At 68.4% G+C, this 17,659-nt stretch carries 18 protein-coding genes; 11 read left to right on the forward strand and 7 right to left on the reverse strand.

What is annotated here, in order from left to right; translation table 11 throughout:
• The first annotated feature begins 1 nt into the window (after nt 1).
• From J8I35_RS21460 to J8I35_RS21490, 7 genes are all read left to right on the forward strand, one after another.
• Nucleotides 2-1,030 carry a DNA polymerase III subunit delta' gene (locus J8I35_RS21460; protein WP_050013256.1) on the forward strand — a complete coding sequence of 343 codons (1,029 nt, stop codon included), beginning with the start codon at nt 2-4 and terminating at the stop codon, nt 1,028-1,030.
• Between the two features lie 141 nt (nt 1,031-1,171).
• The gene (locus J8I35_RS21465; RefSeq protein ID WP_050013255.1) at nt 1,172-1,951 is read left to right on the forward strand and encodes a TatD family hydrolase; all 780 of its coding nucleotides are present in this window, start codon (nt 1,172-1,174) and stop codon (nt 1,949-1,951) included.
• A 43-nt stretch (nt 1,952-1,994) separates the two neighbouring features.
• Nucleotides 1,995-2,705 carry an ankyrin repeat domain-containing protein gene (locus tag J8I35_RS21470; RefSeq protein ID WP_050013254.1) on the forward strand — a complete coding sequence of 237 codons (711 nt, stop codon included), beginning with the start codon at nt 1,995-1,997 and terminating at the stop codon, nt 2,703-2,705.
• 122 nt (nt 2,706-2,827) lie between these two features.
• Nucleotides 2,828-3,184, forward strand: a complete 357-nt coding sequence (locus J8I35_RS21475; RefSeq protein WP_006485939.1) for a Rap1a/Tai family immunity protein — start codon at nt 2,828-2,830, stop codon at nt 3,182-3,184.
• Nucleotides 3,185-3,273: 89 nt separating this feature from the next.
• A complete protein-coding gene (locus J8I35_RS21480) occupies nt 3,274-4,446 on the forward strand; it encodes a mechanosensitive ion channel domain-containing protein (RefSeq protein WP_209926853.1) in 1,173 nt (390 codons plus the stop codon).
• A 37-nt stretch (nt 4,447-4,483) separates the two neighbouring features.
• Nucleotides 4,484-5,659: an AAA family ATPase gene (locus J8I35_RS21485; RefSeq protein ID WP_175975462.1), complete on the forward strand. Its 1,176-nt coding sequence runs from the start codon at nt 4,484-4,486 to the stop codon at nt 5,657-5,659.
• Between the two features lie 283 nt (nt 5,660-5,942).
• Complete coding sequence (locus tag J8I35_RS21490; RefSeq protein WP_209926854.1) at nt 5,943-7,007, forward strand: glycosyltransferase family 4 protein; 1,065 nt, start codon at nt 5,943-5,945, stop codon at nt 7,005-7,007.
• A gap of 123 nt (nt 7,008-7,130) precedes the next feature.
• On the opposite strand, the gene J8I35_RS21495 is transcribed toward J8I35_RS21490, so the two are convergent.
• From J8I35_RS21495 to J8I35_RS21505, 3 genes are all read right to left on the reverse strand, one after another.
• Nucleotides 7,131-7,718, reverse strand: a complete 588-nt coding sequence (locus J8I35_RS21495) for a YSC84-related protein (protein WP_050013250.1) — start codon at nt 7,716-7,718, stop codon at nt 7,131-7,133.
• A 259-nt stretch (nt 7,719-7,977) separates the two neighbouring features.
• A complete protein-coding gene (locus tag J8I35_RS21500) occupies nt 7,978-8,436 on the reverse strand; it encodes a hypothetical protein (protein ID WP_209926856.1) in 459 nt (152 codons plus the stop codon).
• A 258-nt stretch (nt 8,437-8,694) separates the two neighbouring features.
• Nucleotides 8,695-8,985, reverse strand: coding sequence for a PsiF family protein (locus J8I35_RS21505; protein WP_011549641.1), 291 nt, complete (start codon nt 8,983-8,985; stop codon nt 8,695-8,697).
• Nucleotides 8,986-9,256: 271 nt separating this feature from the next.
• Between J8I35_RS21505 and J8I35_RS21510 the strand changes: the two genes are divergently transcribed.
• The gene (locus J8I35_RS21510) at nt 9,257-10,279 is read left to right on the forward strand and encodes an asparaginase (protein WP_209926858.1); all 1,023 of its coding nucleotides are present in this window, start codon (nt 9,257-9,259) and stop codon (nt 10,277-10,279) included.
• 94 nt (nt 10,280-10,373) lie between these two features.
• On the opposite strand, the gene lysM is transcribed toward J8I35_RS21510, so the two are convergent.
• From lysM to gcl, 4 genes are all read right to left on the reverse strand, one after another.
• The gene (gene lysM / locus J8I35_RS21515) at nt 10,374-10,844 is read right to left on the reverse strand and encodes a peptidoglycan-binding protein LysM (protein ID WP_050013247.1); all 471 of its coding nucleotides are present in this window, start codon (nt 10,842-10,844) and stop codon (nt 10,374-10,376) included.
• A gap of 460 nt (nt 10,845-11,304) precedes the next feature.
• Nucleotides 11,305-12,198 (reverse strand): 2-hydroxy-3-oxopropionate reductase, encoded by an 894-nt coding sequence (locus J8I35_RS21520; protein ID WP_050013246.1) that lies wholly within the window; start codon nt 12,196-12,198, stop codon nt 11,305-11,307.
• Nucleotides 12,199-12,239: 41 nt separating this feature from the next.
• The gene (hyi, locus tag J8I35_RS21525) at nt 12,240-13,049 is read right to left on the reverse strand and encodes a hydroxypyruvate isomerase (RefSeq protein WP_089488506.1); all 810 of its coding nucleotides are present in this window, start codon (nt 13,047-13,049) and stop codon (nt 12,240-12,242) included.
• Between the two features lie 39 nt (nt 13,050-13,088).
• Nucleotides 13,089-14,864 carry a glyoxylate carboligase gene (gene gcl, locus J8I35_RS21530; RefSeq protein WP_050013244.1) on the reverse strand — a complete coding sequence of 592 codons (1,776 nt, stop codon included), beginning with the start codon at nt 14,862-14,864 and terminating at the stop codon, nt 13,089-13,091.
• Between the two features lie 171 nt (nt 14,865-15,035).
• On the opposite strand from gcl, the gene J8I35_RS21535 reads away from it, so the two are divergent.
• The 3 genes from J8I35_RS21535 to J8I35_RS21545 all read left to right on the forward strand — a co-directional run bounded on the left by J8I35_RS21535 (nt 15,036) and on the right by J8I35_RS21545 (nt 17,634).
• Nucleotides 15,036-15,947: a LysR family transcriptional regulator gene (locus J8I35_RS21535; RefSeq protein ID WP_050013243.1), complete on the forward strand. Its 912-nt coding sequence runs from the start codon at nt 15,036-15,038 to the stop codon at nt 15,945-15,947.
• 168 nt (nt 15,948-16,115) lie between these two features.
• A complete protein-coding gene (locus J8I35_RS21540; protein ID WP_050013242.1) occupies nt 16,116-16,757 on the forward strand; it encodes an RNA polymerase sigma factor in 642 nt (213 codons plus the stop codon).
• Nucleotides 16,747-17,634 carry a zf-HC2 domain-containing protein gene (locus J8I35_RS21545; protein WP_050013241.1) on the forward strand — a complete coding sequence of 296 codons (888 nt, stop codon included), beginning with the start codon at nt 16,747-16,749 and terminating at the stop codon, nt 17,632-17,634. Before J8I35_RS21540 ends, J8I35_RS21545 begins: the two co-directional genes overlap by 11 nt.
• Nucleotides 17,635-17,659: the final 25 nt, after the last annotated feature.

Consider the following 17,659-nt stretch of genomic DNA (forward strand, 5'->3'; position numbering starts at 1 on the left):
CATGATCTATCCGTGGCAAACCGACGACTGGGACCGCCTGCAGCAACTGCGCGCGCAATGGCCGCATGCGCTGCTGCTGCACGGTCAGGCCGGGATCGGCAAGCTGCAGTTCGCGCAGCATCTCGCGCAGGGCTTCCTGTGCGAATCGCCGCAGCCGAACGGCGAGCCGTGCGGCGCCTGCGCGGCCTGCAACTGGTTCTCGCAGGGCAACCATCCGGACTACCGGATCGTGCTGCCCGAGGCGCTGGCGGGCGAGGCGCCGGGCGCGGCCGACGACGCGAAGCCGGCCGACGCGGACGAAGGCGGCAAGAAGACCCGGGCGCCGAGCAAGGAAATCAAGATCGAGCAGGTGCGCGCGCTGCTCGACTTCTGCGGGGTCGGTTCGCACCGCGGCGGCGCGCGTGTCGTCGTGCTGTATCCGGCCGAGGCGCTCAATGTCGCCGCGTCGAACGCGCTGCTGAAAACGCTGGAGGAGCCGCCGCCGGGCGTCGTGTTCCTGCTCGTGTCGGCGCGCATCGACCGCCTGCTGCCGACCATCATCAGCCGCTGCCGGCAGTGGCCGATGACCGTGCCGGCGCCGGAGGCCGCCGCCGCGTGGCTCGCGGCGCAGGGCGTCGACCACGCCAGCGCGCTGCTCGCCGAGGCCGGCGGCGCGCCGCTCGCCGCGCTGGCGCTCGCGAGCGACGAGAATCGCCCGCTGCGCGATTACACGCTTGGGCAATTGGCCGCCGGTGCGGGCTGCGATCCGTTCGCGTGCGGCGAGGCGCTGCAGAAGCTGCCGGTGCCGCTGGTGCTCGGCTGGCTGCAGCGCTGGCTGTACGATCTGCTCGCGCAGCGGATGGCCGGCGCGCCGCGCTACTTCCCGACGCACGCGGCCGCCCTGGCGCGCTGCGCGGAAGCGGTCGATGCGAACGCATTCGCGCGCTTCATGAAGGCCGTGACGCGGCAGCGCACGGCCGAGAACCATCCGCTCAACGCGCGGCTCGTATTCGAGGAATTGTTTCTCGGATATCGGGAAATGTTTGGTTGATCCGGCATTGTTTCCGATGCGTTGCGAAACGATGAACGGATCACGCGGCGGCGCGACCGTGGTCGGCCGGCCCGCCTACGTCGCCCGGTGCCGCATGCCGGCGGGCGCATGAGCGCCTGTCTCACGTATTCAGGAAACACGATGTTCGTCGACTCTCACTGCCACATCAATTTCAAGGGCCTGGCCGACCGCCTGCCGGCCGTTCTCGAGAACATGCGCGAGCACGACGTCACGCACGCGCTGTGCGTGTCGGTCGATCTCGAGACGCTGCCCGACGTGCTCGCGATCGCCGAAGCGCACGACAACGTGTACGCGTCGGTCGGCGTGCATCCCGATCACGAGGACATGCGCGAGCCGACGCTCGCGGAGCTCATCGAGCTGGCCGCGCATCCGAAGGTCGTCGCGATCGGCGAAACCGGCCTCGACTACTATCGTCTCGAAGGCCGCTCGATCGCCGACATGGAATGGCAGCGCGAGCGCTTCCGCACGCACATCCGCGCGGCGACCGCGACGATGAAGCCGCTGATCATCCACACGCGTTCGTCGTCGGAAGACACGCTGCGGATCATGGCCGAGGAGCGCGCGGACGTGCCGGGCGGCGTGATGCACTGCTTCACCGAGCCGTGGCCGGTCGCCGAGCAGGCGCTCGCGCAGAACTTCCACATCTCGCTGTCGGGCATCGTCACATTCAAGAACGCGACCGACGTGCAGGACGTCGCGCGGCGCGTGCCGCTCGACCGGCTGCTGATCGAGACCGACTCGCCGTACCTCGCGCCGGTGCCGTATCGCGGCAAGCCGAATGAACCTGCGTACGTCAGCCATGTCGGACGCTTTATCGCATCCGAGCGCGGGATCGCCGTCGAGGCGCTCGCCGATGCGACGACGCAGAACTTTTTCCGGCTGTTCAAGATCGCCCGCTAACGACGGGCGCGCAGCCGACAACCCAGGGAAGGAGCCCACAACAATGACGAAGCCGACCAACCATCTGCCCAAACGCGCACTCGTTGCCGCCGCATTCGTCGCGAGCGGCCTGTTCGCCGCCGCCGGCGCGCATGCCGAGTCGCTCGACGCGATCGTCAAGGCAGTCAAGTTCGACGACATCGCCGATATCGGCAAGCAGCTCAAGAGCGGCAAGCTCGACCCGAACACGGTCGCGCCGAACGGCGACCCGCTCCTCGTGATCGCCGCACGCGAGAAGTCCGACAAGGTCGCGGCGGCGATCGCCACGACGCCGAACGTCGATCTCGAGAAGGAAGACAAGGCCGGCGAAAACGCGCTGATGCTCGCGTCGCTGAACGGCGACCTCAACCTCGTCAAGCTGCTGATCGACAAGGGCGCGGAAGTGAGCAAGAAGGGCTGGGCGCCGCTGCACTACGCGGCGACCAACGGCCAGGATGCGGTCGTCAAGGTGCTGCTCGACCACGACGCGTACATCGACACCGCATCGCCGAACGGCACGACGCCGCTGATGATGGCCGCGCGCGGCAACCATGCGTCGACGGTCACGCTGCTGCTCGACCAGGGCGCCGATCCGCAGGTGAAGAACCAGCTCGGCATCACCGCGCTCGAGTTCGCGAAGCACTACAACGCGCCGGACGCGATCGAGATCCTGAGCAAGCGAACGACGCGTATCGGTGCGGCGACGCCGGCAGATGCTCAAAAGAGTGCAAAATAACGGTTTTTGGTGCGGCGGCGCGTGTCCGCCCGGCCGGCTTTCCGGCCGGAGCAGGGCGTCCGGCGCCGCACCGGCCAAGGCAGCAGGCGGTCTCCGGCCGCATTGACATAAGAAGGAACACCATGTTGCGCGCAATGTTTTGTGCCGCGGCGTTTGCCGTGCCGTTGTCGGCGGCGGCTTTCACGGGCGCGGATCTCGACCGGCTGTGCGCGAAGACGGACGTCAAGTCGCGGGCGTCGTGCGCGGCCTATATCGAAGGCGCCGCCGACGGCGTCTACAACACGATCGATGCGATCGGCGGCACCACGGGGCCGCGCGTCGGCCAGTACTTCTGCCTGCCGCCCGACATCCGGGCGCAACAGATGACGGACGCGGTACGCAAGTACATCGCGGAAAATCCGAAGCTGGCCGACTACAACGCGAGCACCGCGGTGTCGCTCGGTCTCGGCAAGGCGTTTCCCTGCAGGAGCGGCAACTGATCTGACGCCGTGTCCGGGCGCGTGCGTGGCCCGGACGTCGCCGACGCATCCAGGACGAAGCCTGTGCGCTTCATCACTCGAGGGCGCCGATGATTTCAATCGATGAACTGCAGCGCATCGCCGATGCGCCGTTGCATTCGTGGCTCGGCACGTTGTTCGTGTCGGTCATCGTCATACTGGTCGTCACGGTCGTGCACCGCCTCGGCGCACGCATCGTCAAGCGCATCGCGCAGCCGTATCCGCTGATGAGCGCGATCCTGCGCTACATCGACAAGCCGTCGCTCGTCGTGCTGGCGCTGCTGGCGCTCGAATTCCTGTGGGTCCAGGCCGACGACGGCATATCGTTCGTGCGCGGCATGCGCGCCGCGGCCGCGGTCGGCTCGATCGTATCGCTCACCTGGCTGCTCGTGCGGCTCGCGGCCGGCGTCGGCGACGCGATCATCCAGGCCCATCCGATCGACACGGCCGACAACCTCCAGGCGCGGCGCGTCCATACGCAGGCCAAGGTGCTCGTGCGGACCGTGATGGTGCTGATCGTGATCATCGGCACCGGCGCCGCGCTGATGACGTTCCCGAACGTACGGCAGGTCGGCGCGAGCCTGCTGGCATCGGCCGGCGTGGCCGGGCTGGTCGCCGGTATCGCCGCGCGGCCGGTGCTCGGCAACCTGATCGCCGGGTTGCAGATCGCGCTTACGCAGCCGATCCGGCTCGACGACGTGGTCGTGATCCAGGGCGAGTGGGGGCGCATCGAGGAAATCACCGGCTCGTTCGTGTCGGTGCGGCTGTGGGACCAGCGGCGCCTCGTCGTGCCGCTGCAGTGGATCATCGAGAACCCGTTCACGAACTGGACGCGCAGCAGCGCGGAAATCATCGGCACGGTGTATCTGTCGGTCGACTACCGCACGCCGCTCGCGCCGCTGCGCGAGGAACTCGCGCGGCTCGTCCATGCCGCGCCCGAGTGGGACGGCCGCGTGCAGGTGCTGCAGGTGACCGACGCGACGGAGCGCACGATGCAGTTGCGCGCGCTCGTCAGCGCGGCCGATTCGTCGTCGTGCTGGGATCTGCGCTGCCGCGTGCGCGAAGGGCTGATCGCCTATCTGCAGAACCGCTATCCGCAATGCCTGCCGCGCAGCCGGATGGAGCTGTATCCGCACGAATCCGCGCCGGCCGCGCCGAATCCCGAACGGCCGCATGCGCGCTCGCCTGCCGCCAGTACCGCGGCCAACACCGCGGCCGATCCGCAGGCCGTCGACGGTCGCTGAACCTGAACCGCGCGCCTGCTCGCCATTCCCCATTCCCATGACCGCGCTGAAGACGCTCGCCATCGCCAATTACCGCTCGCTGCGCGAGCTGATCGTGCCGCTCGCGGCGCTCAACGTCGTCACGGGGCCGAACGGCAGCGGCAAGTCGAGCGTGTACCGCGCGCTGCGGCTGCTCGCCGATACCGCACAGGGCCGCGTGATCCCGTCGCTCGCGCGCGAAGGCGGCTTGCCGTCGACGCTGTGGGCCGGCCCCGAGCGCTTTTCGCGCGCGATGCTGGCGGGCGACGTGCCGGTGACGGGCACCGTGCGCAATGGCCCGGTGAGCCTGAAGCTCGGCTTCGCGTGCGACGATTTCGGCTATTCGATCGATCTCGGCCTGCCGCTGCCGAGCCGCTCGCAGTTCGCGCTCGATCCGGTGGTCAAGCGCGAATGCATCTGGGGCGGCGCGGTGCCGCGCCCGTCCACGCTGCTGGTCGACCGGCAGGGCGCGCAGATCCGTGCGCGCACCGCATCGGGCGACTGGCGGACGATTCCGCAGCCGGTCGCGAGCTTCGACAGCATGATGACCGAGTTCGCCGATCCGACCGGCGCGCCCGAGATGATCGCGATGCGCGAACGGATCCGCTCGTGGCGCTTCTACGACCATTTCCGGACCGATGCGCAGGCGCCGGCGCGCCAGTCGCACATCGGCACCCATACGCCGGTGCTCGCGGACGACGGGGCCGACCTGGCCGCCGCGCTGCAGACGATTCGCGAAATCGGCGACGCGGCGGCGCTCGACGCGGCGATCGACGACGCGTTTCCCGGCGCGTCGGTCGAGATCGACAATCCGGGCGGCCGCGGCCGCTTCGACGTGCTGATGCGCCAGCCGGGGCTGCTGCGGCCGCTGGCGGCGGCCGAGCTGTCCGACGGCACGCTGCGCTACCTGCTGCTCGCGGCCGCGCTGCTGACGCCGCGGCCGCCTGCGTTGATGGTGCTGAACGAGCCGGAGACGAGCCTGCATCCCGATCTGCTGCCCGCGCTCGGCCGCCTGATCGCGCAGGCGGCCCGGCACTCGCAGGTGCTGGTCGTGTCGCACGCGGCGCGGCTCATCGCGACACTCGAGCGCGAGGCCGGCTGCGAATCGCTGGTGCTCGACAAGCAGCTCGGCGCGACCGCGCTCGTCGATGCCGATTCGCGCGACCTGCCGGCGTGGAAGTGGCCGTCGCGTTGACAGCCCGATCGCGTGCTCGGGGTGGCGATCGGCGCCCGGTGGCGCGGGATCGGCCCGACCCGGGGCCCGACGCGGGGCGGCCGGGCCCGCTCGGTCGAATGTATCCGGTCTGTAACAACCCCCAAAAAATGCAAGACCTGCGGTTCCGCTCGCCGGGATCGCGAATAATAATGAGATATCCGGCTGGCCCCACGCCGGCCGGCGCGGCAGGGACAGGGACGGCGCGCGCGGGCGCGGCCCGGCCGGCCGTGCCGCAACGGACACGACACAGGAGACGTGGACCATGAGAATTGCCCAGATCGCCCCGCTGACCGAATCCGTGCCGCCGAAGCTGTACGGCGGCACGGAGCGCGTCGTGTCCTACATCACCGAGGCGCTGGTCGACCTCGGCCACGACGTGACGCTGTTCGCGAGCGGCGATTCGACGACGCGGGCGAAACTCGAGCCCGTGTGGCCGCGCGCGCTGCGGCTCGATTCATCGATCCGCGACCGGGTCGCGCCGCACATGCTGCTGATGGAGACGGTCGCGCGCCGCGCGAAGGATTTCGACGTGCTCCATTTCCACATGGACTACTACTCGTTCTCGGTCTTCAACCGGCAGGAAACGCCTTACGTGACGACGCTGCACGGCCGGCTCGACCTGCCCGAGCAGCAACCGGTGTTCGACACGTTCAACACGGCGCCGGTGATCTCGATTTCCAATTCGCAGCGCCAGCCGTTGCCGCAGGCGAAATGGCTGACGACCGTCTATCACGGGCTGCCCGATACGCTGTACATGCCGCAGCCGGTCGAGCCGCGCTATCTCGCGTTCCTCGGCCGCATCTCGCCGGAAAAACGCGTCGACACCGCGATCCGCATTGCCCGCCAGTGCGGGCTGCCGATCCGGATCGCCGCGAAGATCGACACGGCCGATCAGGAATACTTCGACCGCGAGATCAAGCCGCTCTTCGCGTTGCCGCACGTCGAATACATCGGCGAGATCGCCGATCACGAGAAGGCCGAATTCCTGTCGGGCGCGCATGCGCTGCTGTTTCCGATCGACTGGCCTGAGCCGTTCGGCCTGGTGATGATCGAGGCGATGTCGTGCGGCACGCCGGTGATCGCGTTCAACCGCGGCGCGGTGCCCGAAGTGGTGGACGAGGGCGTATCGGGTTTCATCGTCGAGGACGAAATCAGCGCGGTGGCCGCCGTGAACCGGCTGCATCTGCTGCCGCGTGCGCGCGTGCGGCAGCGCTTCGAGGAGCGCTTCACGTCGCGCCGGATGGCGCAGCAGTACGTCGACGTGTACCAGTCGGTGATCCGCGCGCAGAAGCGCTCGCGCTTCAAGGTGATCGATTCGACGACCTGATCGGCCTGAGCAACCTGTCCGACTTGGCGCGCGTCGCGGGCGGATAAAAAAACGGCGATGCCCGCAAGGACATCGCCGTTTGCGCATGTCCCGCGCGCCATGCGCGCGGGCAGTGCGTCGACGTCAGATCTTGAGCTTCGTGACCTTCGTGCCGTTGATCGACACGTCGCCCATCAGGCCCGCGTTGGTCAGCACGACGACCTGGATCGGCGCCGTGGCCGTGTTGGAGTCGACCGCACCGTTCGCGCCCATCTTCACGAGTGCGACCGATGCGCCGGCGCCGGCTGCCCAGCCGTCCGAGTTGCGGAATTCGTCGAGCGCCTGCTGCGTCATGAACAGGAACACGACCGCCTTCGACTGCGCGCCCGCCTGCAGGCCGACCGACAGCGACGACGTGTTGTAGTAGCCGACGGTGCTGCCGCCCACGCGCAGCGCGCCGTTGCCGGACTGGGCGCCGACGATGAAGCCGGCCTGGAGCACTTCGGGGAAGACCAGCACGCCGCGCGATTTCGCGACGAGCTCGCGCGAACCCTTGACGGTGGAGTACATGCGCGACAGCGTGGCGTCGACGCTCGCGTCGATCGACTGACGCTTCGACGCGTTGGTCGCGGCGTTGTCCGGCTTGTCCGGGGTGGTGGTGCAACCGGTGAGCGCGAGGCTACCGACGATGAGCGCGGCGGCGGCTTTGAGCACAAGAGTCCGTTTTTGCATCGTTGTTCTCCATCGGATGACGTTCGGAGTGAGTCTCGCTCAAGGAGCGGATCACGTCGGCAGTTATATCACAGCGGATTACGGCCTCTTTTCGTTGCCGTGTGAAAAAGCGTCAAATCGCGCGGAGATGTCGCGGCGCGCCAACGGACGAAACGACGCCGACGCGCGACGCGTGGCCCGCGCGTGGCCGGCGTGCGGCGAACGCGAGGGGCGAGCGGAGAGCGGCGGCGCTTGCGGTGTGCGTCGATGTGCGTCGGTGTCAGTGCGTGACGGGCGGAACGGGCGGAACGGGCGGCTTGATCGGCGGGCGGCGCAGCGCGCGGCGGATCAGCGCGATCACGACGCCGCATGCGAACAGGAACGCGGCCGGGACGACCCAGTAGCCGACGAACGCATGCCACAGATAGCCGGCGAGCGTATTGCGGCGCACCACGTATTCGTCGCGGGCCGCCTGCTGGCGCGGCGCGTTGGCGGCGAGCACGTCGGCCGGGCAGCCGGCCGCGCGCGCCTCGTCAGGATCCCCGTGGCACTTCGCGGCGGCGCCGGCGGCTTGTTGCGCGTCGGTGAGCTGCCAGGTGGTCAGCGCGAGCTGCAGGTCCGCCTTGTTGTACGCCATTTCCTCGCGGATCTCGCGCACGGCGATGATCGCGACGGGCACCGCCCAGAACACGATCACGATCAGCCAGCGGCGGAACCAGCGGTGTTGTCTCCATGCCATCCAAGCCTCCGTTTGACGCGCGTGCGCGTCCGTCTCGAGGGCGGCCCGATGGCGCTTCTTGGTCTTGGGTGGGCCGCGTTGCAGCCATCATAGAAGAAAACGCGGCGAATTGCCGCACCATGTGGCGGCGCCGGTGCGGCGGGCCGGAAAAACGGGGCGGGAAACGCTGGAATGCGTGCGTCGATGCGCGTGCAACGAAAACAAAAATGCCGCGCCCGCCGAAGCGGGGCGCGGCATTCGAGACGGGAGCGCCGGAACTCAGGCGGCCGGCTGGTTGCTCAGGCAACTCTTCATGAACGCCTTGCGATCGTCGCCCTTCTTGCCGGTGGCCTGCGTGTTGCACGCCTTCATCTTTTCCTGCTGCGTCATCGCCTTCGCGGGCTTCGCCGACAGGCAGTCCTTCATGAACGCCTTGCGTTCATCGCCCGTCTTGCCGGCTGCCTGCGTGTTACAGGCCTTCATCTTGTCCTGCTGGCTGTTCGCCGCGAATGCGGGGGAAGCCAGCATGCCGCCGAGAAGCACTGCGGCTACGAGCGATTGGATTTTCATTTCGACACTCCCATGGGGTGAATTGCGTTTTATATCGACGCCGTCACGAAGCCCGGCGCGACGTGAACAGGGTCGCATCGCGCCGCGCGCTCCGATTATGGCAAATCAATGTGAAAACACCAAAACGGCCTTTCTATAACGCGGTGGGCGGCATGGCCGTTGACGGCGCGCACGCGCCGGCGATCGGGACAAACCATGGCACGGGGCGCGCGCAGCGCGCGTTCGCGCCGGACCTACCGGATGCCGGGCGCGAGCCATTACAATCGCGGCCATGAATACACCGAACACCGCATCCCCTTCGTCCGCGGCGGCGCTGCCGCGCATCGCCGTACTCGCCACCGGCGGCACCATCGCCGGCGCCGCGCCCGACGCGGCCAGCACGGCCGGCTATCAGGCCGGCGCGCTCGGCGTCAATTTTCTGGTCGACGCCGTGCCGGCGCTCGCGTCGGTCGCACGCATCGACGCGGAGCAGGTCGCCAGCATCGACAGCAAGGATCTCGCGCTGCCGCTATGGAATACGCTCGCCGCGCGGATCGACGCGCTGATGGCCGATCCGGCCATCGACGGCATCGTGATCACCCACGGCACCGATACGCTCGAGGAAACCGCGTACGGGCTGCATCTGGTCGTCCGGGGCGACAAGCCGGTCGTGCTGACGGCCGCGATGCGGCCGGCCACCGCGCTGTCGTCCGACGGCCCGCTGAACCTGTTGAACGCGGTGACCGTGGCCGCCCATCCGGCCGCGCGCGGGCAGGGCGTGCTGGTCGCGTTCAACAACCGGATCCATGGCGCGCGCGACGTCGTGAAGACGAGCACGTACGCGGTCGACGCGTTCCAGTCACCGGAGCTCGGTGCGCTCGGCTGGGTGCAGGACGGCCGCGTCGAATTCGCCCGCCGGGTCACGCGCACGCGCGACGCGCAACTGGCGATCGCCGCGACCTGGCCGCCGGTCGAAGTCGTCGCGAGCTATGCGGGCGTGACGCGCACGGCCGTCGACGCGCTCGTCGCGGCCGGCGTGCGCGGCCTCGTCGTCGCGGGCACCGGCAACGGGTCGATCCATGCGACGCTGCAGACGGCGCTCGCCGATGCGGTGAACGCGGGCGTGGCCGTGGTCCGTGCGTCGCGCGTCGGTTCGGGGCACGTGATGCGCAACGGCGCCGCGAGCGACGATGCGCTCGGTTTCGTGAGCGCGGGCTCGCTGCACCCGTTCAAGGCGCGTGTGCTGCTGATGCTCGCACTCGCGAACGGCATTCGCGATCGCGACGCATTGCAACGCGTATTCGACACGCTGTGACCGATGGCCGCCGCTCGGGCGGCGCGTAGAAAGCATAAAAAAATGGCAGGCCAATGAATAGCCTGCCATTTTTACGTCAGTGCTGCGCGAATGCTCAGGACTGCGGCGGAATCACGAGCTTCTGGCCCGGGTAGATCCGGTCCGGGCTTGACAGCATCGGCTTGTTCGCCTCGAAGATCGCCGGATATTTGTTCGCGTCGCCGTACACTTCCTTGGCGATCGCCGACAGCGTGTCGCCCGGCTTCACGTCGTGGTACCGCACTTCCGGATCGTCCGGCTGCAGATCGTCGTCGTTGACGCCCGCGACACCCTGCACGTTGCCGGCCGCGACCTTGACCTTCGCCTTCGTGTCGAGATCGGCGACGCTGCCCGACAGCGTGACGGTGCGCGAGGCGCCGTCGAACGCGACGGTCAGGTTCGACGTGTCGAGACCTTGCGAGTTGATGTAATTCTTGATCGCATCGGCCGCGGTCTGGTTCGCGGCATTCGGATCTTCCGCTGCCTGTGCATCGGCGTGACCCAGCAGTTTTTCGCCCGCCTCCTTGATAAACGAAAGAAGACCCATCGTTGCACTCCTTAGGTGGTTGAAAAGAAAACGCGCCGTGAAGTGGCGAAAAAAACACCGCGCTGGGTGCGGGCCCGGAAGGGGCGCGCAGGCGCGGCGGTTTTCTCGAAAGGCGTGGCGAAAGTGTAGGCGTTCATCGCGACGAATGCATGAAAAATCGCACGCTCGAACGTAAAGAAATGTAATACGCGAAATCCGACAGGCGGACACCCGACGACGACGTCTGACCGACCAAGGCTTCCCCGGCGCCGCCGGGTGCCGCTGCGGACCCCACCACGCCGCTCTCAGCCCAGAGCGGCGTTTTTCGCCCCGTCCCGCATGCCGTTGGCGATGCAGGGCGGGGCGCCCCACCGTGATGCGCGCGTGCGTCGCGCATCGATGCGACCGGCCGTAACCGGATCGCGTCTGTTCGTGACACGCGTTTCACCATTGCAGCGAAACGCGCGTTGCTGCATCCGCGTTACGCGGCCGGCGTCTGGCCGATCTCGAAGTTCGACATGATCTCCAGCGCGCGCACGAGCGCCGAGTGATCCCACGCCTTGCCGCCGTGCGACGCGCATACGCTGAACAGCTGCTGCGCGCTCGCGGTGTGCGGCAGCGCGAGGCCGAGCTTGCGTGCGCCGTCGAGCGCGAGGTTCAGGTCCTTCTGGTGCAGCTCGATGCGGAAGCCCGGATCGAACGTGCGCTTGGTCATCCGCGCGCCGTGCACTTCGAGGATGCGCGACGCGGCGAAGCCGCCCATCAACGCCTGGCGCACGCGCTCCGGATCGGCGCCCGAGCGGGCGGCGAACAGCAGCGCTTCGCCGACCGCTTCGATGTTCAGCGCGACGATGATCTGGTTCGCGACCTTGCAGGTCTGACCCGCGCCGTTGTCGCCGACGAGCGTGATGTTCTTGCCCATCTTCTCGAACAGCGGCTTCGCGCGCTCGAACGCCTTTTCCGGCCCGCCGACCATGATCGTCAGCGTCGCTTCGCGTGCGCCGACTTCGCCGCCGGACACCGGCGCGTCGAGGTAGTCGCAGCCGAGCGCATTGATCTGCTTCGCGAATGCCTGCGTGTCGAGCGGCGAGATCGAGCTCATGTCGATCACGAGCTTGCCGGCCGTCAGGCCCTTCGCGACGCCGTCGTCGGCGAACAGCACGTTACGCACGTCGGGCGTGTCCGGCACCATCGCGATGATGATGTCCGCGTGCTGCGCGACTTCGGTCGAGTTCGCGACGACCTTCGCGCTGCCGCGCAGATCGTCCGGAATCGGGAACGCGCCGTTCACGACGAGCTGGTGATCGCCCTTGAGCAGGTTGCGCGCCATGTGCGCGCCCATGATGCCGAGGCCGATGAAACCGATGATTGCCATGTGAAAGTCTCCTCTGGGGCTGAAAACGGGAAGGGGGCGACTCAGGCGGCGCGACGCGCCGAGGCCGGTGCGCAGCCGGCCACGCTTTGCAGCCAGCCGAGGCCTTCCGTCGTGGTGGTGCGGGGCTTGTATTCGCAGCCGACGTAGCCGGCATAGCCGAGCCGGTCGAGCAGCGCGAACAGGAACGCATAGTTGATCTCGCCGGTGCCCGGCTCGTTGCGGCCCGGGTTGTCCGCGAGCTGGACGTGGCCGATCGATGCGAGGTTGCGTTCGATCGTCGCGGCCAGTTCGCCTTCCATGCGTTGCATGTGATAGATGTCGTACTGCAGGAACAGGTTGTCCGAGCCGACCGCGCGGATCACGTCGAGCCCTTCCGACGAGCAGTTCAGCGCGAAGCCCGGGATGTCGAAGCGGTTGCACGGCTCGACGAGCAGGCGGATGCCTTCGCGCTTGAGCGCATCGGCCGCGAAGCGCAGGTTGTCGACGATCGTCACGAAAGTCTTGTCGCGCGCGGTGCTCGCCGACGGAATGCCGACCAGGCAGTTCAGCTGCGGCACCTTCAGCGCCTTCGCGTAGCCGATCGCACGGCCGACCCCTTCCTGGAACTCGCCGACGCGATCGGGCAGGCACGCGATGCCGCGCTCGCCCTGATCCCAGTTGCCGGCGGGCAGGTTGTGCAGCACGAGGCGCAGGCGGTGCGACTCGAGCTGCTCGGCGAGTTCTTCTTTCGCGTACGGGTACGGGAACAGGAACTCGACGGCGTCGAAACCCGCGTCCGCGGCCGCCTTGAAACGGTCGAGGAACGGCACTTCGTTGAACAGCATGGTCAGGTTTGCAGCAAACTTCGGCATGAGCTAAGCCTCTTCGGTCGGTCAAAAATGTCGTGCGGTTCAGTCGAGCATCGAGATCGCGGTCGGCGCGTGCTCGGCCTTATCGGCGAGGTCCTCGAATTCGTTGATCGCGTCGATTTCGGTGCCCATCGAGATGTTCGTCACGCGTTCGAGGATCACCTCGACGACCACCGGCACGCTGAACTCTTCCGCGAGCGTTTGCGCCTGGCGCAGCGCCGGCTCGATCTCTTCCGGCTTGAACACGCGCAGCGCCTTGCAGCCGAGGCCTTCCGCGACGGCCACGTGGTCGACGCCATACCCGTTCAGTTCCGGCGCGTTCACGTTGTCGAACGCGAGCTGCACGCAGTAGTCCATGTCGAACGCGCGCTGCGCCTGGCGGATCAGCCCGAGGTACGAGTTGTTCACGACGACGTGCACGTACGGCAGCTTGAATTGCGCACCGGCGGCGAGCTCCTCGATCATGAACTGGAAGTCGTAGTCGCCGGAGAGCGCGACGATCGGGCGGCTCGGGTCGGCCGCACGCACGCCGAGCGCGGCGGGGATCGTCCAGCCGAGCGGGCCGGCCTGGCCGCAGTTGATCCAGTTGCGCGCCTTGAACACGTGCAGGAACTGCGCGGCGGCGATCTGCGACAGGCCGATCGTGCTGACGTAGCAGGTATCGCGACCGAACACCTTGTTCATCTCTTCGTACACGCGCTGCGGCTTGACCGGCACGTTGTCGAAGTGCGTCTTGCGCTGCAGCGTGCGCTTGCGTGCCTGGCAGTCGGCGACCCACGCGCTGCGATCCTTCAGCTTGCCGGCGGCCTTCCATTCCTGCGCGACCGCGACGAACAGCTCGAGGGCGGCCTTCGCGTCGGACACGATGCCGAGATCCGGGCCGAACACGCGGCCGATCTGCGTCGGCTCGATGTCGACGTGCACGAACTTGCGGCCCTTCGTGTAGACCTCGACGCTGCCCGTGTGGCGGTTCGCCCAGCGGTTGCCGATGCCGAGCACGAAGTCGGACGCGAGCAGCGTCGCGTTGCCGTAGCGGTGCGACGTCTGCAGGCCGACCATGCCGGCCATCAGCGGGTGGTCGTCGGCAATCGCGCCCCACGACATCAGCGTCGGGATCACCGGCACGCCGATTGTTTCCGCGAACTGCACGAGCAGGTCTTCGGCCGCCGCGTTCAGCACGCCGCCACCCGACACGATCAGCGGCTTGTCCGCGTCGTTGAGCATCGCGAGCGCCTTCTCGATCTGCGCGCGGGTGGCCGCGGGCTTGTAGACCGGCAGCGGTTCGTACGTGTCGATGTCGAATTCGATTTCGGCGAGCTGCACGTCGATCGGCAGGTCGACCAGCACCGGGCCCGGACGGCCCGAGCGCATCAGGTGGAATGCCTGCTGGAACACGCGCGGCACGAGCGCCGGTTCGCGCACGGTGACCGCCCACTTCGTGACCGGCTTCGCGATCGATTCGATGTCAACGGCCTGGAAATCTTCCTTGTAGAGACGCGCGCGCGGCGCCTGGCCGGTGATCGCGAGGATCGGAATCGAGTCGGCCGATGCGGAGTAGAGGCCGGTGATCATGTCGGTGCCGGCGGGGCCCGACGTGCCGATGCACACGCCGATGTTGCCCGGCGCCGCCCGCGTGAAGCCTTCGGCCATGTGCGATGCGCCTTCGACGTGGCGCGCCAGCACGTGGCTGATGCCGCCCGACTTGCGCATGGCCGAGTAGAACGGGTTGATCGCGGCGCCCGGCACGCCGAACGCGGTCTGGATGCCTTCCTTCTCGAGCACGAGTACGGCTGCGTCGACGGCTCTCATCTTGGCCATGAATGTCTCCTTGGATAGTGGGATCTTGCGAATCGGTCTGTTGAGGACACTTTAGGGATGCACGAAAGGTTTGATAAGATCAGCCGAAGTCGCTTATTTCGAAACTAAAAGTATGGAATGACGGCCGGACGGGGCTTCCCGCCGGTGTCGGAGCCGGGACGGAGACAGCAGATGGATCGTTTCAAGCAGATCGAGACGTTCGTGCGGGTCGCGGACGCCGGCAGCCTCGCGGCGGCCGCGCTCGAGGAGGGCGTGTCGCCGGTGGTGCTCGGGCGGCGGATCGACGCGCTGGAGAAGCGCCTCGGCGTGAAGCTGATGTACCGCTCGACGCGGCGGCTGGTGGTCAGCGAGGAGGGCGCCGCGTTCCTCGAGCGCTGCCGTGGGCTGCTGTCCGAATGGGATCAGGCCGAGAACGAGCTGGCCGCCGGGCGGCGCGCGGTCAGCGGACACCTGATCGTGTCGGCGCCGGCCGCGTTCGGCCGCAAGCACGTCGCGCCGCACGCGCCGGGTTTTCTCGCCGACAAGCCGGAAATGCAGCTGTCGTTCAACCTGACCGACCGCGTCGTCGATCTCGTGCGCGAGGGCTATGACCTGTCGATCCGGATCGGCGGCGCGGTCGATCCGAACTTCGTCGCGGTGAAGCTCGCGTCGAACCGGCGCGTGGTGTGCGGCACGCCCGGGTATTTCCGCCAGCACGGCCGGCCGAAATCGCTCGATGACCTGCTGAAGCACAACTGCCTGGCCTTCAACCTGCAGGGCGGGCAGAACCGCGGCTGGTATTTCCAGCGCCACGGCAAGATCGCGACGATGCGCGTGACCGGCAATCTCGACTGCAACGACGGCGAGCTGCTGCATCGCTGGGTGGCCGAAGGGCTCGGGCTCGGCTGGCGCTCGACGTGGGAAATCGCCGCGCAGCTCGAAACGGGCGAACTCGAGACCGTGCTCGACGAGTACGCGCTGCCCGACTACGACATCCTCGCGGTCTACCCGCAGCAGCGCTACGTGCCGGCGCGCGTGCGCTATTTCATCGACTACCTGCGCGAAGCGTATGCGCGCCCCGGTTACTGGAGCACCACGCCGTAACGGGGCGGGCTGCCCGGCCGTCCGGCGATTTTTTACGCTTCATGCGCGCGGCGCGGGAATAAACTCGACGCAGCAGCGGTAAGGTCATCGAGCGCGCACGTTGCCGGTCTGTCCGGGCGCCGTGCGCGGAACGGGCGCGGCGTCGGCCGCCGGGACCAGGGAGGCCATGTGGGGCAAGCCGGACAGGCGGTCGATGAGCGGGCGGTGGACGATGCGCTCGCGCGCGGCGAGCGGTTTCGCGCGCTCGTGCTGCCGCATCTCGACGCCGCGTACAACCTCGCGCGCTGGCTGAGCGGCAGCGCCGGCGACGCGGACGACGTCGTGCAGGACGCGTGCATGCGCGCGCTGCGCTTCGTCGACTCGTGTCGCGGCGACAACGCGCGGCCGTGGCTGCTGACGATCGTGCGCCACACCTGGTACACCGAGTGGCGGCGGCGCACGCAGGCGCACGAGGTCGCGCTGCCCGACACGCTGGACGATGCCGACGTGCCAGACGACTGGCAGCCGGCGACGGAGGACCCGCTCGCGCAGTTGCTGCGCGGCGAGAACGTGCGGCTCGTGAACGCGGCGCTCGCGAAGCTGCCGCCGGAATACCGCGAGGTGCTCGTGCTGCGCGAGATGGAGGACCTGAGCTATCGCGAAATCGCGGCGATCGCGGACGTGCCGGTCGGCACGGTGATGTCGCGGCTCGCGCGCGGCCGGCGCAAGCTTGCCGCGCTGCTGGGCGAGGCACAGGCGCCGGCGACCGAAGGCCGGCCGGGCCGTGCGCCGGCTGGCGGAACCGCATCGGAGGCGATCGATGGACTGTAACGAAGCGCGAGCGTTGCTGGACGCGGACGTCGACCGCGAGCTGTCGGCGCCCGATGCGTTGCGGGTCCAGCAGCATGTCGAAGGGTGCGACGCATGCCGCCGCGAACGCGCACGGATCGTCACGCTGGTGCAGGCGGTGCGGCAGGCCGATTATCACCGTGCGCCGGACGCGCTGCGGGCGAGTATCCTCGCGAGCCTGCCGGCCGCGGCCGACGCGCCGGCCCATGAGCCGTCGCGGGCCGCGCCCCGGCCTGAACGGCAGTCAGCGCCGCCCCGGCGGCCGCGCGGACGCGACTGGTTCGCCTGGCTGACCGGGCGGGCCGGGTCGGCCGGCACAGGCGCCGGGTCGCGCGTGGCCGCGTGGCCGGGCCTCGGCTGGGGCGTCGCGCTGCTGATGGCGGTCGCGGCGGCGGGCGGCGTGGCGTGGTCCGCCCGCCACGCGGACACCGACCGCACGGTCGACGAACTGGTCGCGAGCCACGTGCGGGCCGACCTGTCGGCGCGCGACATCGACGTGATCTCGACCGACCAGCACACGGTCAAGCCGTGGTTCAACGGCCGGCTCGACTATGCGCCGCCGGTCGAGAATCTCGCCACGGACGGTTTCGCGCTGGTCGGCGGCCGGCTCGACTACGTCGGGCGGCGTCGCGTCGCAGTGCTCGTCTACCGCCACCGGCAGCACGTGGTCGACGTCTACGTGCAGCCGGCCGGCGAACGGCCGGCGGCCCCGTACGCGACCGTGTCGCAGGGCTATGCGCTGGACCGCTGGAACGCGGCCGGCATGACGTGGTGGGCGGTGACCGACGCCGAGCCGTCGGCGCTCGCGGCGTTCCGAACGGCGCTCGACGCGCGGCTGGCCGGCGCGCACGGCGAATGACCATGCCGTTATGGGGGGCGCACTC

Origin of the sequence: Burkholderia sp. CpTa8-5 (assembly GCF_017815045.1) — a bacterium.
GTDB lineage: Bacteria > Pseudomonadota > Gammaproteobacteria > Burkholderiales > Burkholderiaceae > Burkholderia > Burkholderia sola.